Here is a 26283-nt window from a genome sequence, read left to right as displayed (position 1 = left end):
TGAATATCTGCCCGTTTCCTTTCCCATAATGAGAACTAACCGGCACTATTATGAACGACGCCGGCCGTTTCGCATTCCTGAGGACAAGGAGCCTGAAGCCATGCCGCGCGATTCTGCTAACCCGAAAGTCAAGAGACACCGCCTCCGCCGGCTGATCCGGCTGGCAGCTGTCATGACTGTGCTGATGGTGCTTGCTGCCGGAGCACTGCTGGGCTATCTGTATAACAAACCTCTTCCGCCGATCGGCGATGATATCCGCTCCCGGCTTCTGGATGCCAGAGGCAATGTGCTGACCACGTTTACGACGGACGGGCGGAGCCGTAACCCGGTAACGCTGGACCAGATCGCCCCTGAGCTTATCCAGGCTACCCTGGCCGTGGAGGACCGCAAGTTCTATAGTCATTCCGGTTTTGACCTGAAAGGCATGGCGCGGGCGGTGCTGGCCAATCTGGAGACGGGCGAGCGCTCTCAGGGGGCCAGCACGCTGACCCAGCAGCTGGCGCGCAACCTGTACCTTACCCATGAAAAAACCTGGACCCGCAAGGCCAAGGAAGCGGTCTACACCATGCAGCTAGAGATGAAATACAGCAAAAAAGAGATTCTTAATATGTATTTAAATGAAATCTACTACGGTCACGGGGCTTATGGCATTGAAGCAGCCTCCCGCATGTATTTCGGCAAAGCGGCGGCAGATCTGAATCTGGCAGAAAGCGCACTCCTGGCCGGCATCCCCAAAGGACCGACCTATTATTCACCCTACACCCATCCGGATAACGCCAAAAAGCGGCAGAGTATTATTTTAAACTCTATGGCACAGGTAGGAGATATTACAGAAGAACAGGCAGAAGAGGCCGCCCGGACCGTTCTCAGCTTTAAGCCGCAGGGTCAAAAGGACACGGTTGTGCTTGCCCCTTATTTCCGTGATTATATTCGCGGGCTGGTCACTGGCACGCTGGGGATCAGCAATGACGAGCTGGAGCTGGGCGGGCTGAATGTGTATACCACACTTGACCCTGATATGCAGCAGGCAGCGGAAGAAGCCGTGGATAAAGAAATGGATCCGGCCAGCGAGCTGGAGACCGCTCTCGTCTCCATTGACCCGCGCACCGGTTATATCAAAGCAATGGTCGGAGGGAAGAACTACCGGTCCAACCAGTTCAATCATGCCCTGGCCACTACCCGGCAGCCCGGTTCATCCTTTAAACCGATTATGTATCTGACTGCGCTATCCTCTAAAACGATGACCGGCCTGTCGGTTTTTAACAGCCAGCCGACTCTGTTCCATTACGACAACAACCGTAAAACGTACCAGCCGAAAAATTTCGGCGACAAATACCTGGGGGAGATTAATATGCGCCAGGCCATCGCCGCTTCCGACAATATCTATGCTGTAAATACGATTATGAAAATCGGCGCGGACCATGTCGCAGAAATGGCATCCAGGCTGGGGATAAAAAGCCCGCTGCAGAGCGTGCCCTCCCTGGCGCTCGGAACCTCGCCGGTCAGCCCGCTCGAGATGGCTTCCGCCTTCGCGGTAATCGGAGGCGGAGGTGTCCGGCAGCCGGTGACAGCTATTCTGAAGATTACCGATTCCAAGGGGGATCTGGTCTATGAAGCCCCCCAGGCCGGAGGGGAGCAGGTCGTTGAGCCTGCGGCAGCCTATGTCCTGACCCGGCTGATGGAAGGCGTCTTTGAGAGCGGCGGAACCGGTAACCGGGTAGCCTCTATTATCAAGCGCCCCGTAGCAGGCAAGACCGGAACTACAGACACCGACGGCTGGATGGTCGGCTTTACACCCGAGCTGTCCACTGCGGTCTGGGTGGGATACGATAAGGGGCGCGATATCGCTACATCTGACGGACGGCGGGCTGCACCTATTTTCGCCGAGTATACAGAAAAGGCGCTGGCCAATGTGCCGCCGAAGATATTTCCGATTCCTGACGGAGTAGTGAGCGTCTACATCAATCCGGAGTCCGGCAAGCTGGCTACAGCCGCCTGTCCGGAAAAGGAGCTGGAGACCTTTATCAGCGGCACAGAGCCAACAGAGTATTGTGATGAGCACAGCACCGGCGCGGAAACGGCCCCTGCTGAAGAATCGCCGGCTGCCCCGGCCAAGGAAGAGCATTCCCTGTGGAGTGATATCAAGCGCTGGTGGCTGAACTAGGGACAGTTGCAGCAGGCCCGCCCCTGGGGTACGATGAGCCCATAAACGGCAAGCTATCTTTGCCGGGAAAGGTGCCATCCCGATATGAACCGTAAAAACAACGAACCTGCAGGCTACGGGCTTATCCCGCCTGAGCTGTACCAGCTCCCGGCTCTGCAGGCTGCACCGCTTCTCCTGGGTCAGCACCTGGTGCGGCGCACAGAGGACGGGGAGATCCGCTGCCGTATCGTAGAAACAGAAGCCTACGGGGGCGTAGAGGATAAAGGCAGCCATGCCTTTGGCGGCCGCCGCACCGCCCGGACGGATGTAATGTTCCGGGAGGGTGGTACCATCTATGTCTATCTCATTTATGGCATGTACCATTGCCTTAATGTCGTTACTGCCAGGGAAGGCGATCCCCATGCTGTACTGATCCGGGCTGTGGAGCCGCTGACCCCTGCCGATGCCGCCCTGATGCGCAGTTACCGCGGTAATGCCGGCCGCAATCCGGCCGGGCTCTCCGGCGGGCCCGGCAAGCTATGCCGTGCGCTGCGGATCGACAAGAGCCTGAACGGGCTCCGGATTGACAGCGGAGACAGCCCGCTGCGGCTGGAGCAGGGTGAACGTCCCGAAGCCCTGGATATTGTTCAGGCTCCGCGCATTAATATTCCCTATGCCAAAGAATATGCAGGGCTCCCCTGGCGCTTTTATCTCCGGAATAATCCTTATGTTTCAGTCAAGGATAAGCTGGAAACTCCCTTTATCCTGAACTGAATCCCGCCTCTTCGTTTCCGCCTGTTTCGGTGCCCGTATATTGGGTAAAAGGAATTGAACCCTAATAAGCCGCCCGCCCTGGTTGACCAGAGCAGGCGGCTTCTCTCATGTTCACCCAATTGATAAATGAATGCGCTTTCCCCGTTCTCTAAACTTACAATTACTGCTATAATCGTAGATATCCGCAAAAAAATATAAAGATGTAAATGAGGGACATGAGATGAAGGATACAGGCATGATCCGGAGTTTAGACAGTCTTGGCAGAATTGTGGTTCCTGTAGAAATCCGCATGACACGCAATATCGACATTGGGGATCCCATCGAATTCTTTATCCTGAATGATGAGATTATTGTACTCCGGAAATACACTTCGACCGAATGTACGTTTTGCAGGAGCCTTGACCACGTGACTTACTACAAGGATCAGTTTATCTGTAATACCTGTCTTAAGGAGCTTGGCGATCCCGGCCGTGTTCCGGAAGAAGCAGAACCTCTGCAGGGGGCTAATGAGGAGAGCACTGACCCTGCCCGCAACGGCCGCCGGACCAAGACTGAGGAGATGAGCCAGCGTCTGGAGAAGGCTATGGCCGAGCACCCCTATGCCAACCAGAAGGCACTTGCAGAGGTGCTTGGCATCAGCCAGGCCAGAGTAAGCCAGCTCAAGCGCAAAATCAGTTCATCCGGCAAGTAGAAGCACTGCCTACATCCATGATCCCTCAAGAAATATAATAAGGGCTTGAACCTTCCTGCTGTGGAGGTTCAAGCCCTTTTGTCCGTCTAACCCGTTATCCGGCTGCCTGCTATTCACTCAGCGCGTTTTTCAGCTCATCAGAGGTGGCTGCCCACCAGTCCGCATTATGGGACATCAGGAGTGATTTCAGCGCCGCCTTCTCCACCGGTCCCAGACCATCCAGAATGATCTTCCGCTTCAAGGCAGCATCCAGCTTGTTCACATGATCGGCAAGAATCTTCCAGCCCCGCCGTGCCTCGGTATCGATCCACATTTCACAGGCCGTTATGCCGCCGTATAGCTGTCCTTCCGGCGTGCGGTCCACTGCCACCCAGACTACCCAGACCTGTCTTCCGTCCGGTACCTCATCACGGTTCATCGAAAATTTGATGCCCTTCTCTACCTTGCTCTTGGCATGCATGGCACCAATGTCGATAACGGCTTCACCGCCGTCAATAATGACCGGCGATACATTGTTGAGATCAATGGAGCCGGCACCAAAGCCTTTATGCTTGCTTTTTGCGTTCACAATATTCAAGGCAATCTGCTTTTTGCCCTCCGGTTGTACGTTATCCACAAGTGCACATCCTTCCCTTTTACTATACAAGATGAACTTGAGCATGCCAAAACCAACATGCTCAAGTTCACGTTCTACAATAATTTAATTTTAGCTAATAATGCGGCGATTGCAAACATATACATCCCGTAGATGCTTGTCACGGGAGGAATCACAGTATGAAGCCACTGTCATTAAGGTTCATGATCATCTCTGCGGCCCTGGCCGCCCTCATCCTGCTGGGAGGCTCCCTCTGGCTCCTGAGCGGGCTCAGCCCTGCCGCACAGTCTGCCGCTGCCCCAAAAGAGGCCAAGTCCCCCGCTGCCGTGTCCCAGACCAAGACGTCGCAGCCTGTTCTTCCTGAGAGCAAGCCGCTTCCGGTCTCTGAAGCATTAAGCCAGCGGGTAACCGAGTATCATATCGATGTGCAGCTGGACGCAGATGCCGGGGCGCTCCAGGCCGCAGAAACCGTTACCTGGATTCATCCCGGCCAAAAGCCCGTACAAGAGCTCTATTTTCACCTCTATCCCAACGCTTTTGCCTCTGAAAAAACAACATTTATGAAGGAATCAGGCGGTGAGCTGCGCGGTGATACCATGCCGGAGAACGGGTTCGGCAGCATGACGATAACCGACCTGCGTACTACCGAAGGGGTATCCCTCATGCAGCGTATGCAGTATGTCCAGCCCGATGACGGCAATGTCAGCGACAAGACCCTCGTCAAGGTTCATCTGCCGCAGCCGGTAAACGGCGGAGAGAGTGTAACGCTTAAAATCCAGTTTGAGGTCAAGCTGCCCAAAATATTCGCCCGAATGGGGACTGCCGGAAATTTCGTGATGGCCGGACAGTGGTTCCCCAAGCTCAGTGTATATGAGCCCATAGGAACGAGAGGCGTTCAGGAGGAGGGCTGGGATCTTCACCAGTACCACGGCACTTCAGAGTTTTACAGCGATTTCGGCATTTACAATGTAACGATCTCTGTTCCTGCCAACTACATCGTAGGCGCTACCGGCTTCCCGGTCAAAAGTGCCCAGATCAAGCAGGAACGGAAAATCTATCAGTTCTACGCTGATGATGTCCATGACTTTGCCTGGGCTGCGTCCCCTGATTTTGTCGTTGCCGAGGAGGCCTTCTCTGCCCCGAATGTGCCGGGTGTACGGATCAAGCTGTATTTGGACCCGTTGCACAAGGATCTGCAGGAGCGGTACTTCCAGGCTGCCAAGGCTGCCCTGACTGCATTCAGCAAATGGTATGGTCCCTACCCTTATTCGACTTTATCGATCGTGGTTCCGCCCAAGGAAGGGAACGGGGCTGGCGGAATGGAGTACCCGACGCTGATCACTGCCTTCGGCGCAGCCGAAAGCTCCCCCGGCATGTCGCTTGAGCGCACTGTCATTCATGAGATCGGCCATCAGTATTTCTACGGCATGGTGGCCAATAACGAATTTGAAGAGGCCTGGCTGGATGAAAGCTTTACCTCTTATGCCGAAGACCGCCTGATGGAGCAGGAGTACGGGGTCAGTTCCAGCACTGCCCTGCAGGCCAGCATGGTCACAGCACCCCAGCAGCTTAATCTGGAGACCTGGAAATATAGCGCCGCTGACGGGTATACCCGCAATGTATATATCCGCGGCAAGCTGGTCCTCAAGGATATCGAACAGCAGGTCGGCACCAAAACAATGGATGCTATCATGCTCGCTTATGCCCGGAAATACAGGTTTAAGCATCCTTCCACGGCCGATTTTCAGAAGATTGTCGAAAAAGTAACCAAGCAGTCTTGGCAGGATTATTTTGACCAGTATGTCTACAGCGGCGGTGCGCCTGACTTCTCCGTTGACCGCATTACCACCGGCACCGGAAAAAATAGTATTGATGGAGAAGAGGCCCGCTATGAGGCAACGGTGGAAGTGAGCAATAAAGGCAGCGGATATGCCAATGTACCGGTAAAATTCACTTTTACCGACGGTTATACCGTACAGCAGTTCTGGAACGGAGAACAGAAAACAACTGCTTTTCAGCTATCCTACAAGGCGCCTCTTGCTTCTGTGGATATCGATCCCGGACACTCCATCCTTCTTGAGAGTAAACATCTTAACAATTTCATGCTGGCGGAGCTTGCGCCGAAGACGCTCTCGCGCTGGACACTCAGTGTAACCAAATTGCTTGAAACTCTGCTCGGAACTCTAGTCTGGTGAGGTGAAGGATAGTGAAAAGCGCGATTTCCCGCAGCTGGATCAGCATGAAGGAGCAATTTTATATCCTGATTCTGCTATTTATCTACCGGCTGCTCTGGGGCTATTTTTTGTACAGGTTCGTCAGGTCGGCTGTCATCCCGGTGCTGCTGCGCTATCCAGATACCCATGCCGGCGGCAGCGGACTGGGCAGGCTGCTCTATTATATCGAGGGGCAGACTGCCTTGGGCGGTGACCCGGCGGTGCAGCGCTGGCTGTGGCTGCTGCTCGCGCTGTCGCTGCTGCGGCTGCTGATTTCCCCCTTTATCCGCGCCGGTCTGCTGCATGAGCTGCACCAGGAGCGTAAGGGTGAACGCGGACTGTTTTTTTCCCGGGGATGAGACTTTACGGGCTGCCGGTGTTTCTCTTCAGTCTGGCAGAATGGCTGCTGTCAGCGCTCCCGCTTTACTGGCTGCTGCCCAAAATGTATACGCTGCTGTTAGGCGGTTTAATGGATTATAAGCTCCTGCTGAAGCTTCTGCCCTATCTGCTGGCCTGGATGCTGTATCTCTACATCGTCCGTACGGTGCTGCTCTACATGCAATTCGGCTATACCGCCGGGACAGGCATGTTCTCCGCGCTGCTGGCCTATCTCAGGCTGCTTGCTCCTTCAACCGGTGCTTCACTGGTGCTTGGCGCAGGAGGGCTGCTGACGTGGCTGCTGTCGGCTGTAACCGCCCTGTTCTATCCCGGACTGCCGGCGCTGCTCTTCCGCCAGTTCGCACCTCTCCCGTCCACCTTGTTCAAAATGTGGGGAATCGCCGCCCAGTACCAGCTATGGAGCAGCAAAACTTTTCCACAATAATTCTCCGCCAAAACGGCATATTAAAAGAGTCACTGCCTCTGCTTCAGGGGTGTGACTCTTTTGTGCTTAACAATGATTTAACGTAGAGTTTGCAAAACATCAAAACCTCTGATACAATGATGCCTGTACCACTGGTAACAACTTTGTAATCTTTTGAAACTATTTCGACTAACTATATGTACCTTATACACTTCAACATTGTCAATCAACAGTCACTGTTCTGGTGCATAAAACGCCAAATTCCCAGCACCGGGAAGTGGGGGAACCATATTTTGGGTGAATTGATCTCGCTTTAGAGGGGTCATAGGGGAACCTTCTACCGAATCCTTAAGCTAACCTCGCAGGCCTTGGAAGGAGTACATCTTTTGAAAAGTCACAATTTGTTCCGCACGCATCTAAAAAAGAAATGCACCGCAGCAGCACTGGGTCTTGTGATGGTATTCACTATGGGAGCCACCAGCGTCTCAGCTGATTCCAAAATGGACGCAGTTATCTCCAAAACCATCGGAGTTTCATACAAAACTGGAGGTACTAGTACCTCGGGCTTCGATTGTTCAGGGTTCACCAAGTACGTATTCAAGAGTATCGGTCTTACCCTGCCCCGCACCTCCAAAGCACAGTACAGCATTGGAACGCCTGTTTCCAAAAGCAATCTGCGTGCCGGCGATCTTGTATTCTTCAATACGCTGGGTAATGGAGTTTCCCATGTAGGCATTTACGTCGGGAACGGTAAATTTGCACAGTCCTCCAGCTCAAAGGGTGTAAACATTAGCTCACTGAGCCAGGCTTACTGGGCCAACCGCTACGTTGGCGCCAAACGAGTAATGAGCACAACAGCTTACCAGGCTGTCGCTTACGATTGAACCTTCCCCTCACATTTAACCTCTGACACATAATTGTAACTTAACTGGCCCGGATTTGATTATTGCCGTAATCACTTCCGGGTTTTCTTTTTTATTTCCTTATTATACCTTTTACACACATCCAGGGCTTATGAAACACCCCTCTTACTAAAAATTCCAACATTGTTTCAGAAAAAGCTTACTTTTCATGTAAATTTGAGTCTTTTTAAGCAGAACTCTCTCTTAAAAAACGCAAATATTATGCACTAATATGTTTTAAGTGATTGCCAACGGCCTCTGTCTTTGCTACAATTATCGCAGTGAGCTTTTAGTAACATTTTTGTAATTAATCAACCGGGTTTTTCAAACGTTTTGTCATAATGTTCTGCCAGCTAATCCTAATCAACAGTCGTGCCGAGTTCCCTTACGAAATAAGGGAAACGGGGGAACCAATTTTTGGGTGAATTGACCTCCTATTCACAGAGGGGTCATAGGGGACCTTCAACCGAACCCTTAAGCTAACCTCGTAGGCATTTGGAAGGGGTATTTACTTTTGAAGAAGAAGTTAGCCGCTGCACTACTCAGTTTCTCTATTATGCTTACCATTGGAGCAGGAAGCGCTTTCGCGGATTCCAAAATGGATAAAGTCATCGATAAAGCCATCGGAACCAAATATGTGTCCGGCGGAGTATCGACCAACGGCTTTGATTGCTCCGGATTCACCATGTATGTGTTCGATAAGATCGGCATTAACCTGCCGCACCAGTCCGGCTCCCAGTACCAGATGGGTACTGCCATCTCCCGTGATAATCTGCGGGAAGGCGATCTTGTATTCTTTAATACAAGCGGCCGCGGTGTATCTCATGTCGGCATTTATGTCGGTGATGGCAAATTCGCACATGCTTCAAGCTCAAAGGGTGTAACCATCAGCTCGCTGAGTGACAGCTACTACGTCAACCGCTACGTTGGCGCCAAACGGATCATGAGCACAGATGCTTACCATGCAGTTGCAACTGATGCTGAAGAGAACGATGATGTTCAATAAGCAATGATAAGACAGGTGCTTTTCCAGGATTTTTGCCGAAATCTTGGAGGGCTCCTGTTTTTTTGTCTATAAAACTACTTACCCCTCCCCTAACGCATAAAACACCTAAAATCCTTTTTTCCGCAATTTCATAAAATATTTTTGGCGGTTTGTCAAGTTTCTGCCGTCTCTGCTAATTTCCTGAGTTGAACCCGCCCTGTTTTGTATATAATTAAGTATACGATATAAATTGAATTTAAAAGCAACAGCTGAGGGGAGAGTGGCGGTAGGGAATACCGCTCCCCCCTGAAAGGAGGCCTGTGGCCTTATGAGCAGTTACCCTGTCACTTTTTACGTGGTGCCGATGGAGGCAAGTCATGCCGAAGATATTTGCGGATGGGATTACAGGCCGCCTTATAATATTTACGGATGGCTGCCATGGGAGCAGATGCAGGCGCTTGGCATTGAATTTGGAGACCCGCAGCTGCGTTCAGAGCAATATGTATCGGTTGTAGACGGAGAAGGGGACCTGTGCGGATTTGCGCAGCTGTTTCCAATGGAAGGCGTGGTCCGGCTGGGAATCGGCATGCGCCCCGAGCTCTGCGGGCATGGAAGGGGTCACTCCTTTATGAATGCAATCGTTCAGGCGGCTCTGGAACGCTACCCCGAACGGGAGATTGATCTGGAGGTGCTCACCTGGAATCAGCGGGCTATCCGGACATACCAGAAATGCGGATTTACGATTACCGATACGTACGAGCGCCGTACTCCAAGCGGAGATAAGCCATTTTATTGCATGGTCTATAATAAATAGCTCCATACTGAGGCTGAAGCCCTTATCCGCACAAAAATCGTTCATTTTTTTGACACAAACTCTATGATAACGCTTTACCTTTCTGTATAATGAAGGAAGCAGCTTACACGGAGGGGACGATGGAGATGCAGAAATGGATCATGAGCGGTTTGTTTTTTGCCGCATGTGCTTTTGCGGTAGTGCTCTTGTTCACATTGCCCGGCAAAGAGGAAGTCGCGGAAGAAAATAAGCCTACAATGCCTCAGGTTACCCTGGATGCCGCAAGTGCGGAAGCCGCTGTCAAAACCAACTGTATTTCCTGCCATGGCGATCAGCTTCAGGGCGGTGTAGGCCCAAGCCTGCAGCATGAAGGCAGCGAACGGGATGCCGAGAGCATCTACAGCATTGTGACCAAGGGACGCGGACAAATGCCATCCTTTAAGGATAAACTGGCCCCTGAGGAAATCGCCAACGTTGCTTTATGGCTTGCAGAGAAAAAGTAAAAGATCGTACATTCATTAAAATGCCCGTATAAAGGACTCCAGCCGGTCCTTTATACGGGCATTTTTGTGTGCAGCGGTTATATTAGACCGTGTCCTAACGTGCTTTGTCAAAAGCTTCATTGAATTCATGAGCCTGGCGGATATCAAGCGCCGCAAGGCCGCTCTCTTCTTTTGCCGATAAGCGCAGGGTGACGGTTTTGTAGTCAATCGTTATATGCGGATGATGATCAAAGGCTTCGGATATGGCGGCCACCTCATCCACAAAAGCAATGCCCTTCATATACTCGCTAAACATATACTTGCGTACCAGCGTTTCTTGTTCCAGCTTCCAGCCCTCCAGCTTACCTATCTGCTCATGCAGCTCTTCCACTGATAATTGCAATTTGCTTCCTCCCTTACTTTATTAGCAGTAAAGTCTTTAGACGTATACTTTCTGATATTTTAAACAAAACATCCCTCAGCTTCTGAAAGTCCAAGGGATGCGCCAGGATGAAGGCTTTTTTTCGGTTTAATGTATTCTGAAATCCCGGCAAATAGCACTCGTCAGCTCAATTTTACCATGGCTGCATGGAGAGGGGCAAACCTGGGCCCATTGCTGCTGTCAATCTAGACAAGTACTACCGAGGCCAGATCTTCCTCACCAAGCAGAATGTTGATCCTGTGGGTCTCTTTGTCATAGATGACAACTCCGCTGCCCACGTGAATGACCGGCTCATTGCCTAGCCCATAAAACAGATCCTCGGCCAGGGCTTCCCAAACCTCAAGCTTTGATTCCTGCGGCAGCTCCTGCCACTCGTCAGGTTCCATCTCAAAAAATACATAACCGTCTGAAATACGGCTGACGGCCTCCGTCAGTTCCTTCAGAATCTCACTGTAATCTCTGCCGTGCTTAACACCCACGTCTATCACTCCGTTTTCTTCACAGATGAATAATAACTTACCCTATCCATTATAGCCGAAAAAATGACTTCACAAAAAAGGGAATGCTGTCGATAAATAAGAATATACGTGATTTCATTCCACACAGGGTGTCCCGCTGCTTTTCAAGGATGATACAAGCGGCTGTGACGGATCACTTTTTAATTCTCATGGACGAGGTGCATAATGGAAATTTCAACATTACTTGGTTTGATTTTTGGTCTGGTTGCTTTTCTTGGCGGGATGGTGCTGAAGCATGCCCCGCTTACAAGCTTAAATAACCCTGCGGCGTATGTCATCATTCTCCTGGGTACCGTAGCCTCCGTCTTTGTGGCCTTCCCGATGGCGGAGCTCAAGACAATCCCCAAGCTGTTCAAGCTGCTCTTCGTTCAGCAAAAGATGGTGAAGAAATCCGATTTGATCACCACGTTCATGGAATGGGCATCCATTACACGGCGTGAAGGACTGCTGGCGCTGGAATCAAAGGTTGATGAAATTGAAGATGATTTCCTCAGAAACGGTATGCGTATGATCATCGACGGTAACGATCAGGAGTTTGTCCGTGATGTATTAATGGAAGATATTCATGCAACTGAAGACAGACATAAAGCCGGTGCCCTGATCTTCTCCCAGGCAGGCATGTATGCCCCTACGCTTGGGGTACTCGGAGCGGTTGTCGGACTGATCGCCGCCCTTGCGGATATGAGTGATATGGAAGTGCTTGCCCACGCGATCGCAGGGGCGTTTATTGCTACACTGCTCGGTATTTTTACTGGTTATGTAATGTGGCATCCAATGGCCAACAAGCTTAAACGTATCTCCAAAAAAGAAATCCAGCTCAGGCTGATGATGGTGGAGGGGCTGCTGTCCATCCAGTCCGGTGTCTCAACCATTGCGATCAACCAGAAGCTGTCCGTCTTCCTTACACCGTCGGAGCGTGCCAAGCTGAGTGCAAAGGAGGGCGGCTCGAGTGAGCAAAAAGACTAGGCATGAAGAGCACGAAGAGCATGCCGATGAATCCTGGCTATTGCCTTATTCTGACTTGATGACGCTGCTGGTTGCCTTGTTCCTCGTTATGTACGCTATGAGCGCCACTGATGCCAAGAAGTTCGAGGAGATGAGCCAGGCTTTCAGCTCCGCACTGAACGGCGGTACAGGTATACTAGACCAGCGGGCTGCTGCACCAACCGAGTCACAGCTGGATCAGGGCAAGCACGAGAAGATGGATAATGTGGTTGCTCCTAATACAGGCGAATCCGAAATTGCCAAGCTGCGCAAGCAGGAGCAGGAGGACCTGGAGAAGCTAAAGAAGCAGTTTGACCAGTATATCGAGAAAAACGGGCTTACCGATCTGCTCAGCACCAAGCTGAATCAGTCACAGCTAATGATCACAATCAGTGACAACGCCCTGTTTGCTTCAGGTGAGGCCGATGTTAAGGATGAATCCCGTCAGCTGGCCAAATCGATTTCCAGTATGCTGCAGCAGTTTCCTGATTACAATGTACTTGTACAAGGGCATACCGACAACGTCCCGATTTCCAACAGCAGCTATTCTTCCAACTGGGACCTCAGCGTAGACCGGGCCCTTCATTTCATGAAGATCCTCCTGCTGAACCCGAACCTGGACCCGGTAAAATTCAGCCCGATCGGCTACGGTGAATACCATCCGATCGCTGATAACTCCACAGCTGCCGGACGGGCCAAAAACCGCCGCGTGGAAGTCTCCATTCTCCGGAAATACACAGAATCAGCAGATACTACAAGCGTTGCTCCTCCTGCTCAATAAACGGGACTCCGCAACGAATAAAGAGCAAAGAGCTGCCTCCCGGGATTATCCGGGAAAGCAGCTCTTTCTTTGTAATGGCTGGCTATTGCAGCTCATAGCTGAGCATAGCTCCCAGCTCCTGTTTCTCCTGCGTGGTCAAATCACGCCATTCCCCTGTTTTGAGCGCACCCAGATGAATATTCATTATCCGGATACGCTGCAGGTGTCTTACCTCGTAGCCAAATGCGCTGCACATCCGGCGGATTTGCCGGTTTTTGCCCTCGGTAAGAATGATGCGGAATACCCGCTCCGAGATTCGGGTTACTGTGCAGGGAAGGGTTTTGCCGCCTAGAATCTTTACGCCGCTCGACATTGCAGAAATAAAGGAAGGCGTAATCGGCCTGTCAACAGTTACTATGTATTCCTTTTCGTGCTTGCCTTCAGCCCGCAGTATTTTGTTGACGATATCGCCGTCATTTGTAAGCAGAATTAATCCTTCGGAGTCCTTATCGAGCCGGCCGATCGGAAATATCCGCTCCTGATGCCCGACAAAATCAACAATATTCCCCTGAATATGCGCCTCTGTGGTAGAGGTAATGCCGACCGGCTTATTCAAAGCGATATAGACCACCTGGCTGCCTGTTTCAAGCGGTTTGCCATCAATCAATACCTTATCTCCCGGCACAGCCTGGCTCCCCAGCACAGCAGGTTCACCGTTGATTGTAACTCTTCCGCTTTCGACCAGCTTGTCTGCTTCACGGCGTGAACAGTAGCCTGTGTCACTGATGAACTTATTAATTCTCATTTCTGTTCTCCCTCCGTTCCTTATTCAATCCTTCACTCAGGCCTGATTCTATGCAACCGGCAGTATAATCGTAATCTCTGCTCCGCACCCGTATTCACTGCGGATCTCCATGCTGCCTTTGTGAGCCTGGATAATCCGCTGGCTGACCATCAGTCCAAGACCGGTTCCCGTCTCCTTATTTGTAAAGAAGGGCTCTCCCAGCTTGGGCAGCATCTCTTCCGGAATTCCCTCTCCCTCATCCGAGATTACAATGATAACAGAATTTCCTTCGATTCGCTGCAAAACGGTAATGGTGCCGCCTGCGGGCATCGCCTCAATTGCATTTTTGACGATATTGATAAAGACCTGCTTCAGCTGGTTCTCTTCACAATGTACTCTTGCAGGCTGTACGGAGAGCTGTGCTTCAAACTCGATGCCGAAAAGATGTGCCTGGCTGTCCAGCAGGGAAATGACATCATTCAGAATATGCCGGACATCCTTCTCCTGAAAATGGACAGCCTGCGGCTTGGCCAGGATCAGAAATTCGCTCACAATCAGATTGATCCGGTCAAGCTCAGACAGCATCAGATCAATATGCAGCGGTATAAGCACTCCCTTCTCCTTCTGAAGCTGCAGAAATCCGCGGAGAGTGGTCAGCGGGTTACGGATCTCATGAGCCACCCCTGCCGCCAGCTGTCCTACTGTTGTCAGTTTCTCTGAGCGTCTGAGCAGCTCCTCAATCCGGTTACGTTCGGTCATATCACGGGATACATGTACAAAGGCCTGAGGACGGCCCTCTTCATCCCGGATCATTGAGGTGCTTACACTGACCTCAACTAAAGATCCGTCACGCTTCAGCCTGAGGGTCTCCACGGGCGGCAGAACGGCACCTTCCTTCAGTTCCTTAAGTCTTGTATCCTCCTGCCGCTGTACGGTCGCCGGTACAAGATAAGGCGGCTTGATTGCGGCATCGGCAGCATTCCAGCCGTACAGCTCCTCAAAGGCCTTGTTCGTGCTGGTGATCCGCCCTTCCATATCTACGGTATGGATTGCATCCGACGTCCCGTTAATTACCGATTCCAGATGCTCTTTCACAGCCCGGTTCTCCTCCAGCGTCCGTCCCAACTGATTGGTATGCTGATACAAGTGATCGGCCATTACATTGATCCGGCTGGCCAGCTGGCCCAGCTCATCGCCGCTTGTTACATTTAGCGGGGACTCGAAATTGCCCTTGGCTACATCATTGACCTTACGCAGGATATCCTTAATCGGCCTTGTAACAATACCGGACAGCACGTAGCTGCATATGAGAAAAATAACCAGCAGAAGCACCGATGTCGTAATATCACTGACCAGCTCCTCATTAATAACGGAGGAGATTACCGAGTAATCCATAACTACGCTGATGACATAATCATCGTTACCGGGCTGAGCAATCGGGATGAAGCTTTTAAGCACTCTTTTGCCCAAGGCAGATGTATCAATGGTTACCGGAGCTTCCTTCCTCAGGGCTGTCATCATTGCTGTCTTATCCTCGCCGGGATTGCCAAAAATGTACGTTCCGAAACGGATGGGACGGTTGCGCAGCTTATGATTGACACTGTCAGTACCGTCAGGCTGCATAGTTTCGGAACCAAAGGTCTTGGGATTCATCCCCGTAATCTCCAGTAGCCCCGGGTTGACCTCCTTGGAGCGCCGGACGATCTCTTCCGGCTCCATAATTCTCACGTAATCACTGACAGCTGTACTCCGGATATACGGATCTATAATATAGTTTCTTGACGGATCGCGGTAATAGCCCCACTTCTCAATGTACTCCGGATTGGAGGTGGAGTACTCAAAGGGGCCCGACCAGAAATTATCAAGCGTCTGCCCCTGCTGAACGGATACCTTCTGGCCGGCAAACAGCTCAAGAAAAGCTACATACCAAAAACCCATACCCTTGGTAGACAACCCAAGCTCGGCAGGATCTGAGGACTTAGCTACTATAATATCATCTTCAGTCTGAACAAGGAGCGAAATATTAGACACCCCTAGCTTGTCTGCCAGAAGCTTCAGCTGTGAGTTTTTCACATTGCTGATGTCCGGGTCAAGCTCCTCAGCAGCGAGAATAGCGGCAAGCCGAAGATTATAAGCCATCTGCTGTTGCACGTAATTGGAGCTGTAATTGCTCTGCTCGACAGAAACGGCAATCTGCATGGCCGTAGTCTTCATATTATTCTTGCTCTCGGTAAGCAAATTATTCCGGGCCGAATATAAATTCAGCATCAGATTGAGTCCCAGTATTAATAGCACCGACCCGAAAATGATTGCCGATAATTTTGTTTTAATGGACAAGCTGTTTGTTCACCTCTTATCAGCTGGTAAAAAAATCAAGCAGAGCATTCATAAATATCATACCTTCTGCCCCTTCATTTGAAAAGAGATTTCAAAGGGGGTTATCCACGTACAGCATTGAATTTTGAGGATAGTTTCTCTACAATAATGAAGGAAATCATGAACACCATCCACAGCATATACACATATAAACAGGTTATTAAGCTTGTGTGTGTACAATATTGTGTATAAGTAGGCGGTTATCCACAGAGTTATGCACAATTTGTTCAGAGCGAATATTTGTTCGTTGTACAAGGATTGTTCGAGGAAAGGAAAGATGGGCTTGAATATATACAAGGATGAACTGCCACCCGAGGAGCTGGCCATACATGAGTTCTGGATGAAGGAGGCGATTGCCGAAGCGCGTAAAGCAGAGAGCCTGGGTGAAGTGCCCATCGGTGCAGTAATCGTACGTCACGGAGAAATTATCGGGCGCGGCTACAATCTGCGGGAAACTACGCTCGATTCCACCGCCCATGCTGAAATGGTCGCAATCCGCCAGGCAAGTATTGCACTTAATTCCTGGAGGCTGCTTGACTGCCAGCTATACGTTACACTCGAGCCCTGCCCCATGTGTGCAGGGGCAATGGTTCAGGCCCGGCTGCCGCTGACCATATACGGTACTGCAGATCCAAAGGCAGGCTGTGCAGGCACCCTTATGAATCTGCTTGAAGAACCGAGGTTCAATCACCGGACCGGAATCATTCAAAATGTCCTTCAGGAGGAATGTGCAGAGCTGCTGACTTCTTTCTTCCGGCGGCTGCGCCGGAAGCCCAAGCTCTAGGCATTAGCTTCCCGTCCCCCTGCCTTACTGTTTCAATAATTATTATGGGATAAGGAGAAACCCTGTTATGTCATTTAAGCTCTACAATCATGCACAAGGCATCTATCTTTCATTGCTGCAGCTGCAGGACGCACAAGAGCTTCTGGAGCTGCGTCTGCGCAACAAAGAGCATCATCAGCGGTTTGAACCCCTGCGCGAGGCTGATTATTTCACCCTGGAGAGCCAGCAGCAGCTCCTGAGCCAGCGCTTGAGCGACTCGGAGCAGGACAGGGCTTATATGTTCGGCATCTTCCTGTCTGACGGACAGCTGATCGGTCAGATTACACTTTCCAATCTGGTGCGCGGGGTGGCCCAGTATGCCGATCTGGGTTACTTTATGGATTATGCTGTTCAAGGCAAAGGGCATATGACCGCCGCAATAAGCCTGATCCTGGAATATGCCTTCCGTGCCCTTGCACTGCACAGAGTACAGGCTTCCATCCTGCTCCACAACGATGCTTCACGCCGGGTGCTGGAGAAAAGCGGTTTTCAGGCTGAAGGCATAGCCCGCCGGTACCTCAAAATCAACGGCGAATGGCAGGACCACCGGACCTATGCGATTTTGGCCGATGATTTTTGATAGCCCGCTCATAGCTCAGATATAACAAAAAACCTGCAGAGTGCTGAGTGCACCCTGCAGGTTTTTGTATAGGATAAAGATTAATAAGTGCTCATTCCGCCAAATTGCTGCTGCAGCTCTTCCATTGTAATGACATCCTCACCCTGCGGGATACCGATCACGAAGGTCTGCTTCTCATTGATTTTGCTGTACTGATTAGTTCCGGTTAGTGACAGATTGATATTCTGCCCTTGCTCCGGATCCTTAACTACCACATCCATCAGCAGGTTCTGATACACTGGGAAATCATCCTTGTTGATGGCTGTGTTCAGCTGGAAGTTGTTTACTGTCAGATAGGAGTCCAGGTCAGCTAAGCCTTTATCGAACTCTGCCCGGGCCTCACCCGATTGCAGCTGCTGTTTAATATCCGCGAGCTTGGCTTCGTCAATCTGCAGCATTTCCTTGTACTCTTCTTTGCCCAGGATATCAATGATCTTAGGCAGTGCATTGTTCACCAAAATAGTAAGCGCCTCTTTGACATTGCTGTTTGTCACCTGGAACTGGACAACCTGCTTAGCATCCACGCCCTCAGGCAGCCCCGCATCCTCAGGCTTCACATTCTTGAAATACGTCTCTTCGTCATATTCACCCAGCAGCGTGCTCACTACCTCATTGGAAAGATCCTGGACTTTCTTGGTATCCACTGTCCCCGGGGTTACACCCACTCCCTGCTGTTCAGCAAGCTCTTTCGGATCAAGCTCCAGGAACTTGCCAACGATGGTCTCCGGAAGCGGCAGGAACGGAATCGACGGGATTTTGACATACATCTTATCTGTTGTCAGCACCATCGGAATGTTGAAGGACATGGCCATGTCGCCCTTCAGATTCAGCACCATTGTTAATTCGGTCTGCATCGGATCTGACTGATGGACGCCATTAATGGTGATATCAGCGTTCTGCAGCATATTGAGCACCATGCCCGTAGTCTCATCCCCAGCCCCCGCAGGTGCATCAATCGTCAGGTTGTTGATAGTAAGTACGCTCTTCATTTCGTAAGAAGTCATCGTTAACGCCTCTTTTGCAGACGACGATATCGCTTCTTTCGGTGACTCCTCCTTACTTGCACATCCGGGTAAAATAACTGCAGCTGTAAGCAGCAAAGCCGCTGCGGAAAGCCCCCACTTTTTAATCATTATTGTTCTCCTCTCCCATGTAAAAATATTACTTCCCCATGTTAATGATAAACCAATTAGCAAATATGAGAAACATTACGTTTCAGATACTGCCCGGGTTCCACTCTAACCTTGCGGGTTATTATGGTCCACGTGATTAGCCTGCTTTACCTTTTTGGAGCCCGATAACGGCTCGGGACCGGAAGAATGATGCTCTTGTCTGGACTTCCGATTTGGTTCTGTTCCCGGTACAGGCACGCTTTTTGGCTTACTCATTTTACATCTCCTCCTAAGGATTAGTCAGATTCTGAAGCGCCTGGGCGCATTCGTGAATCTGTCTGGTATACTTTTGCGCCAGCTGCTGGACAGCATCGGTGCGCTCATCCGCATGACGCCCTGCTTGCTCCACATCAACCAAATCAACGGCAACCTCCCGGCTGTCCACATAGGTACAGCGAAAATCCAGGGAGTACGCCTGATGGCCGGCAGCGTTAAAATGAATGAGCAGGCTGTTCTGGTCTGCCGCATCCCCCTGCAGGCTAAAGCTGTCCCCGTCTTGCATCAGCGCAGGCAGGCGTTCCTGCCAGGCTGAAATCAGCGTATTCTGGTCCAACTGCATTTCTCGGTTCATTGTTATGATCAGCCTCCTTCTCTATTACATTGCGGAGAAGCGGAGGTTTTTATTCCTCTCTCAGTCAAAGGGGGGGAATCCCATGAATCCGGCGAGAATCTTAGCGAATACTTACGAGCACAAAAAAGCCGCCTTCCGGAGAAGACGGCTTCTATCTGCAGATCATTGTATTAAAAGAAATGGCGGAGAGGATGGGATTCGAACCCATGTGGGCTTGCACCCTAACGGTTTTCAAGACCGCCCCGTTATGACCGCTTCGGTACCTCTCCATAATGCATCTAAATTTCACATGCATTAGGAATTGTACCACATTTCGTGAAGAATATGCAAGTACTACTGAGAAACTTTTGGAGTGATTACTTTTGTGTTACGCATGTATGGCTGAAGCACTTCCGGAATCCGTACACTGCCGTCTTCCTGCTGATAATTCTCCAGAATCGCTGCCACAGTCCGTCCTACTGCCAGTGCCGATCCATTGAGCGTGTGAACAAACTCCGGCTTGGCCTTAGGCTCTTTGCGGAAACGGATATTAGCCCGGCGGGCCTGGAAGTCTTCCGTATTCGAGCAGGAGGAAATCTCACGGTACATACCGCTCTCCGGTAGCCACACCTCGAGGTCATAGGTCTTGGCCGATGTGAAGCCCATATCGCCTGTACAGAGTCCAAGAACGCGGTACGGCAGCTCCAGCAGCTGCAGCACACGCTCAGCATCTGCTGTCATCTTCTCAAGCTCCTCATAGGAGCTTTCAGGCGTAGTAAGCTTTACCAGCTCTACCTTGTTGAACTGATGCTGGCGGATAAGCCCGCGGGTGTCACGGCCTGCTGAACCGGCTTCAGAACGGAAGCAGGAGCTGTAAGCGACAAAATACTTAGGAAGGTCTGCAGCAGTCAGAATCTCCTCACGGTAATAGTTCGTTACCGGTACTTCTGCCGTCGGAATCAGGTAATACTCTGTATCCCGCAGCTTGAACAGATCCTCTTCGAACTTCGGCAGCTGGCCAGTACCGTATAAGCTATCCTTATTTACGATCTGCGGCGGCAGCATTTCTTCGTAATTGTGCTCTCCGCTGTGCAAATCCATCATGAAGTTAATCAACGCACGCTCAAGACGCGCTCCGAGTCCCTTATAGAATACAAATCTGGAGCCTGTAACCTTGGCAGCAGCCTCAAAATCCAGAATATCCAGCTGCTGCGCAAGCTCCCAATGGGATTTCGGAGTGAACCCGAACTCGCGCGGCTGGGACCAGCGCCGGATTTCGACATTATCTTCTTCCGACTTGCCTACCGGCACCGATTCGTGGGGAATGTTAGGGATGCTCATCGTCAGCTCATCAATCTGTACCTCAAGCTCACGGACTTCATCATCCAGCTCTTTAATCCGGTCAGAAACGGTGCGCATCTCTGCGATCAGATCATCAGCCGGCTCTCCGTTTTTCTTTTTCTTGGCTACATCGCCTGAAACAACGTTACGGCGGTTCTTGAGTCCTTCTGTCTCTTGCAGCAGTTCCCGACGGCGCAGGTCAAGCTGCGGGAATCCGGCAATCAGATCAAGCGATTTACCACGGTTGCTAAGCGCTTCTTCTACTTTAGCGTAGTCACTGCGCAATACTTTTACATCTAGCACAAAGTTTCCCTCCTGAAAACAGCCTAGACTCTTTCAGGTTGCCGTTTGCAGCATTGAAAGAGTCAGGTTGTTCTTATATGCAGTTCTATTGTGTGGCTGCAGCCTTAGCCTTCACCATATCGGCAAAGTACTGATGCAGCCGGTAATCCTCTGTCAGCTCCGGATGAAAGGAGGAAACCAGCAGATTGTCCTGCCGTGCTGTAACAATCTCATTATTATAAACGGTAAGCACATCAACCTCAGGACCTACCTCACTGATAAGCGGAGCACGTATAAATACAGCGCGGACCGGCTCGCTAATTCCTTTTACATCGAGGTCACATTCAAAGCTTTCCCGCTGGCGGCCAAAGGCATTCCGGGCCACGGTTATATCCATTAGCCCCAGATGAGAATCTTCGCCTCCGGCGATTCTCTTCGCCAGTACAATCATCCCGGCACAAGTACCAAAGATAGGCTTGCCCTGGCCAGAAAAATCGCGTATGGCTTCAATGAAGCCGTACTTGCGCATCAGCTTGCCGATTGTTGTGCTCTCACCGCCGGGAATAATCAGGCCGTCCACTTCCTCAAGCTGCTCAACACGCTTGATAGGTAGGCCCTCCGCTCCGGTCTTCTCTATACTGACAATATGCTCTGTTACAGCGCCTTGAAGCGCCAACACTCCTATTCTCATCCGCCAACCTTCTCTCTATTAACGGCCGCGTTCTGACATGCGTTCAGCCGGAGTCAGAGTGGCGATATCAATCCCCTTCATAGGGGTACCGAGATTCTTGGATACCTCAGCAATCAGTCTGTAATCGGTAAAGTGTGTTGTTGCTTCCACGATAGCGCGGGCAAACTTCTCGGGATTATCCGATTTAAAAATACCCGAGCCTACAAAAACACCATCTGCCCCCAGGTGCATCATCAGGGCAGCATCGGCAGGAGTAGCCACACCGCCTGCGGCAAAATTAACAACCGGCAGCTTGCCAAGCTCATGAACTTCGAGCAGCAGCTCATAAGGGACACCAAGGGTCTTGGCTTCATGGTACAGCTCATCCTTGGACAGGCCGGTTACTTTGCGGATCTGGCTGTTAATGTAGCGCATATGCCGCACAGCTTCAACGATATTGCCTGTTCCCGGCTCACCCTTGGTACGGATCATGGAAGCCCCTTCATTAATACGGCGCAGCGCCTCTCCGAGGTCTTTGGCTCCGCACACAAAAGGAACAGTGAACTCGCGTTTGTCGATATGGAATACTTCGTCAGCAGGTGTAAGCACTTCGCTCTCATCCAGATAATCGACGCCCAGCGATTCAAGCACTTTTGCTTCAACATAATGGCCGATACGGGCTTTTGCCATTACAGGAATGCTTACCACTTTGAGGACTTCCTCTACAATAGTAGGATCAGCCATACGCGCTACACCGCCTGCGGCGCGAATATCAGAAGGAACACGCTCCAGCGCCATTACGGCTACTGCACCTGCAGCCTCAGCAATCTTTGCCTGCTCAGCATTCATGACGTCCATAATGACGCCGCCCTTTTGCATTTCTGCCATACCTCTTTTTACCCTCGATGTTCCTGTTTCCATGTCCTGGCCCCCCGATTTTATTACTATATCCCGCTAATAATTAGAACAGATCCTTAATTCCTGTAAACAAATCACCGAAAAAATCGCCGATTGCCCGCATCAGCAGCTTAAACCAGCCTGCTTTCTCTGCTTCCTCTGCTGTGATCAGATTGACCGTTTTCTGCTGTGCCTGTTCCATGCCTTCAATCTTATAGGTATAAGTCACCTTTCCGACTGCGGTAGCATTGGCAATAGGAGCAACTAGAGTGGAGGCGTCGTTGACAGCAACAGCCGTTTCGATTGCCGGGTTCACCGTTCCTTTTGGCACAATAAAGGTTACGCCGGCGTCTGTAACTACAGGTACGCTCTCGTTTTTGCCCTTTTGTACAGGTACGGTTTCGTTTCCTGCGATGACAGACTTGGCGGCTACTACCTGCTTGATTTCAAAATTATTGAAGCCATAGTCAAGTACCTTCTTTGTCTCTGTAAAGCGGTGTGCTTCCGAATCGGCTCCCATAACTACACTGATAAGACGCATACCGTCACGCACTGCCGTACCGGTAAAGCAGTTGCCTGCCTTGGTAGTGTGTCCTGTCTTAAGTCCGTCAAGACCCGGATATGCATAAGCCTTAAAGTTCGCTATGTCCTTATTGGCTTCAAGCATCCAGTTGTAGTTAATCATCGGCTTGGCATCGCGCTCACGGAACTTATAGGATTGGATCGTTGTAAACTCAGTAAAATCAGGATGTTCAGTTACTATATATTTAGCAAGTATAGCTGCATCCATTGCAGACATGACCGTTTCGCGTCCGTTTCCGGACGGTACTTGGAAGGCATATCTGCCCGGTCAAGACCGGTCGAGTTAATGAAATAAGCCGTCTTCATCCCCATCTTCTGGGCGGTCTCATTCATCAGGGTCACAAATTGCTGTTCCGAACCGGAAACCAGCTCTGCCAGTGCAACAGTAGCATCATTGGCTGAGCCCACTGCCATAGCTATGTAAAGCTCTCTAACCGTATGTTGGTCACCCTGCGCCAAAAAAATCCGGGAGCCGACCTGCTGGGCCGCATTCTCCTGAATAGTAACCGTCTGATCCCAGGAAAGCTGTCCATTATTAACAGCTTCGGTCACAAGGTATTCTGTCATCATCTTGGTCATACTGGCCGGTGGCAGCGCCTCGTCGGCATTATACGATAGAAGAACTTCTCCGGTTGTAGGCTCAATTAATACAGCTGAGCTCACATTAAGCCCCAGAGATTCTATGGAAGGAATTTTGGCAGCTGCTGTATTCGTTGCCGCCGTACCTGTAACGGCCTTGCCTGCTTCTGTTGTAGCCGGAGTCTGAACCTCACTGGCTAATACTGCGGAACTTACAGGAGAAGCTAACATATTTAAAAGCAGACCTACTGTCGCTGTCTTGATCACAAATTGCTTGCTGCTGAATTTACGCTTGTGCTTCAAAATCAATACTCTCCTTTGATCCTCATATCCATTGCTTGTTCTATTCTAACACAGGGGTATCTGCAAAAAAAGACAGGCAGAGCGAATTATGCCCTGCCTGCCCGTATTTTAGCGAATTGGCGCAATTACAAGGAGTAGTTAGGCGCTTCCTTGGTAATCTGCACATCATGCGGATGACTCTCACGGAGTCCTGCTCCCGTAATCCGGATAAAGCTGGTATCGTTACGCAGTTCAGTCAAGGTCTTGGTACCGCAATATCCCATACCTGAACGGAGTCCGCCGATCAGCTGGTGAACGGTATCGGAAAGCGGCCCTTTAAATGCAACTCTGCCCTCGATTCCTTCCGGAACCAGCTTCTTGTCATCATCCTGGAAGTAACGGTCCTTACTTCCCTGTTTCATAGCACTCATACTTCCCATCCCGCGGTATACCTTGAACTTGCGTCCCTGGTACAGCTCGGATTCTCCCGGGCTTTCCTCTGTTCCGGCAAACAGGCTTCCCATCATTACTGCAGATGCACCCGCAGCAATCGCCTTAGTAATCTCACCTGAGTATTTAATCCCGCCGTCTGCGATAATCGGCACTCCGTACTCCCGTGCGACTGTTGCACAATCATAGATGGCAGTAATCTGCGGTACACCGATACCGGCAATAACACGGGTTGTACAAATCGAACCCGGTCCGATACCAACCTTAACAATGGATGCACCCGCTTCAATCAGATCACGGGTAGCTTCACCGGTTGCTACGTTTCCGGCTACAATGGTGAGGTCAGGGTACTGGGCACGCAGCTTGCGCACTGCTTCGATAATATTAATATGGTGTCCGTGAGCCGAGTCTACAACAAGCAGATCGACACCGGCTTCAATCAGAGCCTTGGCACGTTCATCGGCATCCTTCGAAATACCGATAGCCGCACCTACGAGCAGGCGGCCCTGTGCATCCTTAGCCCCGTTAGGGAACTGAATTGCCTTCTCAATGTCTTTAATAGTAATAAGCCCTTTGAGAATGTTATTGTCATCAACCAGCGGCAGTTTTTCGATCTTATGACGCTGCAGCATAACCTCTGCTTCCTGCAGGGTTGTGCCGACAGGAGCCGTTACCAGATTATCGCGGGTCATATATTCGCTGATCGGCGCGCCGTAGTCATGAATAAAGCGCATGTCACGGTTAGTAATGATGCCGACCAGTTTGTTGTTTTCATCGACAATCGGTACTCCGGAGATACGGTATTTACCCATTAAACGTTCCGCATCGGATACCAGATGATCCGGTGTGAGGGAGAAAGGATTAGTGATTACGCCGCTTTCGGAACGCTTTACCCGATCGACTTCGCCAGCTTGCTGCTCTACAGACATATTCTTGTGAATAATGCCAACTCCGCCTTCACGGGCAATCGCAATGGCCATTGCTGCTTCAGTTACGGTATCCATTCCGGCACTGATAAGCGGAATATTGAGCTTCACATTGTTACTCAAAACCGTACTCAGGTCCACTTCTTTAGGCAGCACCTCGGATTTACGCGGTACCAGCAGCACATCATCAAAAGTCAGTCCTTCTTTGCCAAACTTATCTTCCCACACCTGGGTCATTCCTCCTCGAATTGTCGTTCTAAACGTCCGCAAACTTTATAAATGAAGAAACTTCGGTCAGGCCAGAGTCCATATCCGATAGACACCGTCAGGAGTAGCGAAGCTGCATTAATAAATATCTTCAATTAAGGTTTGAGATGCTTGTCCAAAAATATATTATTGCCATCTTAGCAAAGGCCTTTTAGCCTGTCAAGAATATTACATCATCCTGGAAAGGTTTCAAAAAAAGCTTGCCGCGTAAGCGAATTCTTGGACCTCAGTCCATTCACAGTGGACATTTAGAGGGGAGATAACTACAGTTACTTCTACAATTAACAATCATTAAACAACAAAAAAACCATTGTCGATTACTCAACAATGGCTTTGTGTGCTTGGCGGCGTCCTACTCTCCCAGGACCCTTCGGTCCAAGTACCATCGGCGCTGGAAGGCTTAACGGTCGTGTTCGGGATGGGTACGCGTGGAACCCTTCCGCTATCGCCACCAAACATGCGTCTGTCAAACAGACGCTGCCGCTAGACATTTAGTTCATCACCCGAAGTGCGAATAAATGTCGTTGCGTTACAGGCTTGATCACCTGAAAACTGAATCCGAAACGAATCTGCGAATTAATTATTGGATAAGCCCTCGA

At 50.6% G+C, this 26283-nt stretch carries 26 protein-coding genes, 1 tRNA gene, 1 rRNA gene, 1 pseudogene and 2 riboswitches; of the genes and pseudogenes, 14 read left to right on the top strand and 15 right to left on the bottom strand.

Translation table 11 applies throughout. The features are described 5' to 3' along the window. The first annotated feature begins 100 nt into the window (after positions 1-100). The 3 genes from AWJ19_RS29605 (at position 101) to AWJ19_RS29595 (ending at position 3608) form a co-directional block, all read left to right on the top strand. On the top strand, positions 101-2164 hold the full coding sequence (locus AWJ19_RS29605) for a PBP1A family penicillin-binding protein (RefSeq protein WP_068728833.1): 2064 nt from the start codon (positions 101-103) through the stop codon (positions 2162-2164). An 84-nt stretch (positions 2165-2248) separates the two neighbouring features. Beyond that, complete coding sequence (locus AWJ19_RS29600; RefSeq protein ID WP_068728831.1) at positions 2249-2917, top strand: DNA-3-methyladenine glycosylase; 669 nt, start codon at positions 2249-2251, stop codon at positions 2915-2917. Between the two features lie 220 nt (positions 2918-3137). Further along, positions 3138-3608 (top strand): AbrB/MazE/SpoVT family DNA-binding domain-containing protein, encoded by a 471-nt coding sequence (locus AWJ19_RS29595; protein WP_068728830.1) that lies wholly within the window; start codon positions 3138-3140, stop codon positions 3606-3608. A 109-nt stretch (positions 3609-3717) separates the two neighbouring features. On the opposite strand, the gene AWJ19_RS29590 is transcribed toward AWJ19_RS29595, so the two are convergent. Continuing rightward, positions 3718-4224 (bottom strand): YwhD family protein, encoded by a 507-nt coding sequence (locus tag AWJ19_RS29590; protein WP_128083729.1) that lies wholly within the window; start codon positions 4222-4224, stop codon positions 3718-3720. Positions 4225-4382: 158 nt separating this feature from the next. On the opposite strand from AWJ19_RS29590, the gene AWJ19_RS29585 reads away from it, so the two are divergent. From AWJ19_RS29585 to AWJ19_RS29560, 7 genes are all read left to right on the top strand, one after another. Next, positions 4383-6398, top strand: a complete 2016-nt coding sequence (locus tag AWJ19_RS29585; RefSeq protein WP_068728826.1) for a M1 family metallopeptidase — start codon at positions 4383-4385, stop codon at positions 6396-6398. 11 nt (positions 6399-6409) lie between these two features. Then, a complete protein-coding gene (locus AWJ19_RS34435) occupies positions 6410-6775 on the top strand; it encodes a hypothetical protein (RefSeq protein WP_082708201.1) in 366 nt (121 codons plus the stop codon). Next, positions 6772-7239, top strand: a complete 468-nt coding sequence (locus AWJ19_RS34430) for a hypothetical protein (RefSeq protein ID WP_082708200.1) — start codon at positions 6772-6774, stop codon at positions 7237-7239. The genes AWJ19_RS34435 and AWJ19_RS34430 overlap by 4 nt, the downstream gene beginning before the upstream one ends. 223 nt (positions 7240-7462) lie before the next feature. Then, positions 7463-7601: riboswitch (cyclic di-AMP (ydaO/yuaA leader) on the top strand. 72 nt (positions 7602-7673) lie between these two features. Continuing rightward, entirely contained in the window at positions 7674-8102 is a 429-nt protein-coding gene (locus AWJ19_RS29575) for a C40 family peptidase (RefSeq protein ID WP_068728861.1), read from the top strand. Positions 8103-8483: 381 nt separating this feature from the next. Further along, positions 8484-8629, top strand: a riboswitch (cyclic di-AMP (ydaO/yuaA leader). Positions 8630-8676: 47 nt separating this feature from the next. Continuing rightward, a complete protein-coding gene (locus tag AWJ19_RS29570; protein WP_128083730.1) occupies positions 8677-9126 on the top strand; it encodes a C40 family peptidase in 450 nt (149 codons plus the stop codon). 307 nt (positions 9127-9433) lie between these two features. Continuing rightward, positions 9434-9919 carry a GNAT family N-acetyltransferase gene (locus tag AWJ19_RS29565; protein WP_068728818.1) on the top strand — a complete coding sequence of 162 codons (486 nt, stop codon included), beginning with the start codon at positions 9434-9436 and terminating at the stop codon, positions 9917-9919. A 125-nt stretch (positions 9920-10044) separates the two neighbouring features. Further along, complete coding sequence (locus AWJ19_RS29560) at positions 10045-10401, top strand: cytochrome c (RefSeq protein ID WP_068728857.1); 357 nt, start codon at positions 10045-10047, stop codon at positions 10399-10401. A gap of 94 nt (positions 10402-10495) precedes the next feature. On the opposite strand, the gene AWJ19_RS29555 is transcribed toward AWJ19_RS29560, so the two are convergent. Both AWJ19_RS29555 and AWJ19_RS29550 read right to left on the bottom strand, forming a co-directional pair. Further along, the gene (locus AWJ19_RS29555) at positions 10496-10783 is read right to left on the bottom strand and encodes a 4a-hydroxytetrahydrobiopterin dehydratase (RefSeq protein WP_068728815.1); all 288 of its coding nucleotides are present in this window, start codon (positions 10781-10783) and stop codon (positions 10496-10498) included. Positions 10784-11007: 224 nt separating this feature from the next. Next, a complete protein-coding gene (locus AWJ19_RS29550; protein ID WP_068728813.1) occupies positions 11008-11301 on the bottom strand; it encodes a hypothetical protein in 294 nt (97 codons plus the stop codon). A 204-nt stretch (positions 11302-11505) separates the two neighbouring features. On the opposite strand from AWJ19_RS29550, the gene motA reads away from it, so the two are divergent. Further along, on the top strand, positions 11506-12306 hold the full coding sequence (motA, locus tag AWJ19_RS29545; RefSeq protein WP_068728811.1) for a flagellar motor stator protein MotA: 801 nt from the start codon (positions 11506-11508) through the stop codon (positions 12304-12306). After that, a complete protein-coding gene (motB, locus tag AWJ19_RS29540) occupies positions 12290-13105 on the top strand; it encodes a flagellar motor protein MotB (protein WP_068728809.1) in 816 nt (271 codons plus the stop codon). Before motA ends, motB begins: the two co-directional genes overlap by 17 nt. A gap of 82 nt (positions 13106-13187) precedes the next feature. On the opposite strand, the gene rluF is transcribed toward motB, so the two are convergent. Together rluF and AWJ19_RS29530 are read right to left on the bottom strand one after the other, a co-directional pair. Beyond that, positions 13188-13889: a 23S rRNA pseudouridine(2604) synthase RluF gene (gene rluF, locus AWJ19_RS29535; protein ID WP_068728807.1), complete on the bottom strand. Its 702-nt coding sequence runs from the start codon at positions 13887-13889 to the stop codon at positions 13188-13190. A 48-nt stretch (positions 13890-13937) separates the two neighbouring features. Beyond that, positions 13938-16205 carry an ATP-binding protein gene (locus tag AWJ19_RS29530; protein WP_068728805.1) on the bottom strand — a complete coding sequence of 756 codons (2268 nt, stop codon included), beginning with the start codon at positions 16203-16205 and terminating at the stop codon, positions 13938-13940. Positions 16206-16521: 316 nt separating this feature from the next. On the opposite strand from AWJ19_RS29530, the gene tadA reads away from it, so the two are divergent. Together tadA and AWJ19_RS29520 are read left to right on the top strand one after the other, a co-directional pair. Continuing rightward, positions 16522-17028, top strand: a complete 507-nt coding sequence (gene tadA, locus AWJ19_RS29525) for a tRNA adenosine(34) deaminase TadA (RefSeq protein ID WP_068728803.1) — start codon at positions 16522-16524, stop codon at positions 17026-17028. Between the two features lie 67 nt (positions 17029-17095). Continuing rightward, positions 17096-17647: a GNAT family protein gene (locus AWJ19_RS29520; protein ID WP_068728801.1), complete on the top strand. Its 552-nt coding sequence runs from the start codon at positions 17096-17098 to the stop codon at positions 17645-17647. A gap of 80 nt (positions 17648-17727) precedes the next feature. Here AWJ19_RS29520 and AWJ19_RS29515 read toward each other — a convergent pair whose 3' ends face one another. The 10 genes and pseudogenes from AWJ19_RS29515 to rrf form a co-directional block, all read right to left on the bottom strand. Further along, a complete protein-coding gene (locus tag AWJ19_RS29515) occupies positions 17728-18819 on the bottom strand; it encodes a hypothetical protein (protein ID WP_068728800.1) in 1092 nt (363 codons plus the stop codon). 105 nt (positions 18820-18924) lie between these two features. Next, entirely contained in the window at positions 18925-19074 is a 150-nt protein-coding gene (locus tag AWJ19_RS34425) for a small acid-soluble spore protein P (RefSeq protein ID WP_082708199.1), read from the bottom strand. Positions 19075-19087: 13 nt separating this feature from the next. Further along, positions 19088-19429: a hypothetical protein gene (locus AWJ19_RS29510; protein ID WP_068728799.1), complete on the bottom strand. Its 342-nt coding sequence runs from the start codon at positions 19427-19429 to the stop codon at positions 19088-19090. A 180-nt stretch (positions 19430-19609) separates the two neighbouring features. Beyond that, positions 19610-19698 (bottom strand) — tRNA-Ser (locus tag AWJ19_RS29505). 64 nt (positions 19699-19762) lie between these two features. After that, positions 19763-21052, bottom strand: a complete 1290-nt coding sequence (gene serS, locus AWJ19_RS29500) for a serine--tRNA ligase (RefSeq protein WP_068728798.1) — start codon at positions 21050-21052, stop codon at positions 19763-19765. 85 nt (positions 21053-21137) lie between these two features. Beyond that, on the bottom strand, positions 21138-21722 hold the full coding sequence (gene pdxT, locus AWJ19_RS29495) for a pyridoxal 5'-phosphate synthase glutaminase subunit PdxT (protein WP_068728797.1): 585 nt from the start codon (positions 21720-21722) through the stop codon (positions 21138-21140). An 18-nt stretch (positions 21723-21740) separates the two neighbouring features. Next, a complete protein-coding gene (gene pdxS, locus AWJ19_RS29490) occupies positions 21741-22622 on the bottom strand; it encodes a pyridoxal 5'-phosphate synthase lyase subunit PdxS (RefSeq protein ID WP_068728796.1) in 882 nt (293 codons plus the stop codon). 40 nt (positions 22623-22662) lie between these two features. After that, positions 22663-23990 (bottom strand): annotated as a pseudogene (locus tag AWJ19_RS37460) (D-alanyl-D-alanine carboxypeptidase family protein). Positions 23991-24187: 197 nt separating this feature from the next. Then, on the bottom strand, positions 24188-25645 hold the full coding sequence (gene guaB / locus AWJ19_RS29480; protein WP_068728851.1) for an IMP dehydrogenase: 1458 nt from the start codon (positions 25643-25645) through the stop codon (positions 24188-24190). Positions 25646-26023: 378 nt separating this feature from the next. Further along, positions 26024-26140, bottom strand: a 5S ribosomal RNA gene (gene rrf, locus AWJ19_RS29475). Positions 26141-26283: the final 143 nt, after the last annotated feature.

Source organism: Paenibacillus sp. DMB5 (assembly GCF_001517085.1).
GTDB lineage: Bacteria > Bacillota > Bacilli > Paenibacillales > Paenibacillaceae > Paenibacillus_AQ.
This window is presented reverse-complemented; position numbering and strand designations above follow the sequence as displayed.

What these genes read in the sequence shown, in the direction of transcription:
- AWJ19_RS29605 (WP_068728833.1), top strand. Translation starts at nt 101, where the DNA reads ATGCCGCGCGATTCTGCTAACCCGAAAGTCAAGAGACACCGCCTCCGC.
- AWJ19_RS29600 (WP_068728831.1), top strand. Translation starts at nt 2,249, where the DNA reads ATGAACCGTAAAAACAACGAACCTGCAGGCTACGGGCTTATCCCGCCT.
- AWJ19_RS29595 (WP_068728830.1), top strand. Translation starts at nt 3,138, where the DNA reads ATGAAGGATACAGGCATGATCCGGAGTTTAGACAGTCTTGGCAGAATT.
- AWJ19_RS29585 (WP_068728826.1), top strand. Translation starts at nt 4,383, where the DNA reads ATGAAGCCACTGTCATTAAGGTTCATGATCATCTCTGCGGCCCTGGCC.
- AWJ19_RS34430 (WP_082708200.1), top strand. Translation starts at nt 6,772, where the DNA reads ATGAGACTTTACGGGCTGCCGGTGTTTCTCTTCAGTCTGGCAGAATGG.
- AWJ19_RS29575 (WP_068728861.1), top strand. Translation starts at nt 7,674, where the DNA reads ATGGTATTCACTATGGGAGCCACCAGCGTCTCAGCTGATTCCAAAATG.
- AWJ19_RS29570 (WP_128083730.1), top strand. Translation starts at nt 8,677, where the DNA reads ATGCTTACCATTGGAGCAGGAAGCGCTTTCGCGGATTCCAAAATGGAT.
- AWJ19_RS29565 (WP_068728818.1), top strand. Translation starts at nt 9,434, where the DNA reads ATGAGCAGTTACCCTGTCACTTTTTACGTGGTGCCGATGGAGGCAAGT.
- AWJ19_RS29560 (WP_068728857.1), top strand. Translation starts at nt 10,045, where the DNA reads ATGCAGAAATGGATCATGAGCGGTTTGTTTTTTGCCGCATGTGCTTTT.
- motA (WP_068728811.1), top strand. Translation starts at nt 11,506, where the DNA reads ATGGAAATTTCAACATTACTTGGTTTGATTTTTGGTCTGGTTGCTTTT.
- rluF (WP_068728807.1), bottom strand. Translation starts at nt 13,889, where the DNA reads ATGAGAATTAATAAGTTCATCAGTGACACAGGCTACTGTTCACGCCGT.
- tadA (WP_068728803.1), top strand. Translation starts at nt 16,522, where the DNA reads ATGGGCTTGAATATATACAAGGATGAACTGCCACCCGAGGAGCTGGCC.
- AWJ19_RS29520 (WP_068728801.1), top strand. Translation starts at nt 17,096, where the DNA reads ATGTCATTTAAGCTCTACAATCATGCACAAGGCATCTATCTTTCATTG.
- AWJ19_RS29515 (WP_068728800.1), bottom strand. Translation starts at nt 18,819, where the DNA reads ATGATTAAAAAGTGGGGGCTTTCCGCAGCGGCTTTGCTGCTTACAGCT.
- AWJ19_RS34425 (WP_082708199.1), bottom strand. Translation starts at nt 19,074, where the DNA reads ATGAGTAAGCCAAAAAGCGTGCCTGTACCGGGAACAGAACCAAATCGG.
- AWJ19_RS29510 (WP_068728799.1), bottom strand. Translation starts at nt 19,429, where the DNA reads ATGAACCGAGAAATGCAGTTGGACCAGAATACGCTGATTTCAGCCTGG.
- pdxT (WP_068728797.1), bottom strand. Translation starts at nt 21,722, where the DNA reads ATGAGAATAGGAGTGTTGGCGCTTCAAGGCGCTGTAACAGAGCATATT.
- pdxS (WP_068728796.1), bottom strand. Translation starts at nt 22,622, where the DNA reads ATGGAAACAGGAACATCGAGGGTAAAAAGAGGTATGGCAGAAATGCAA.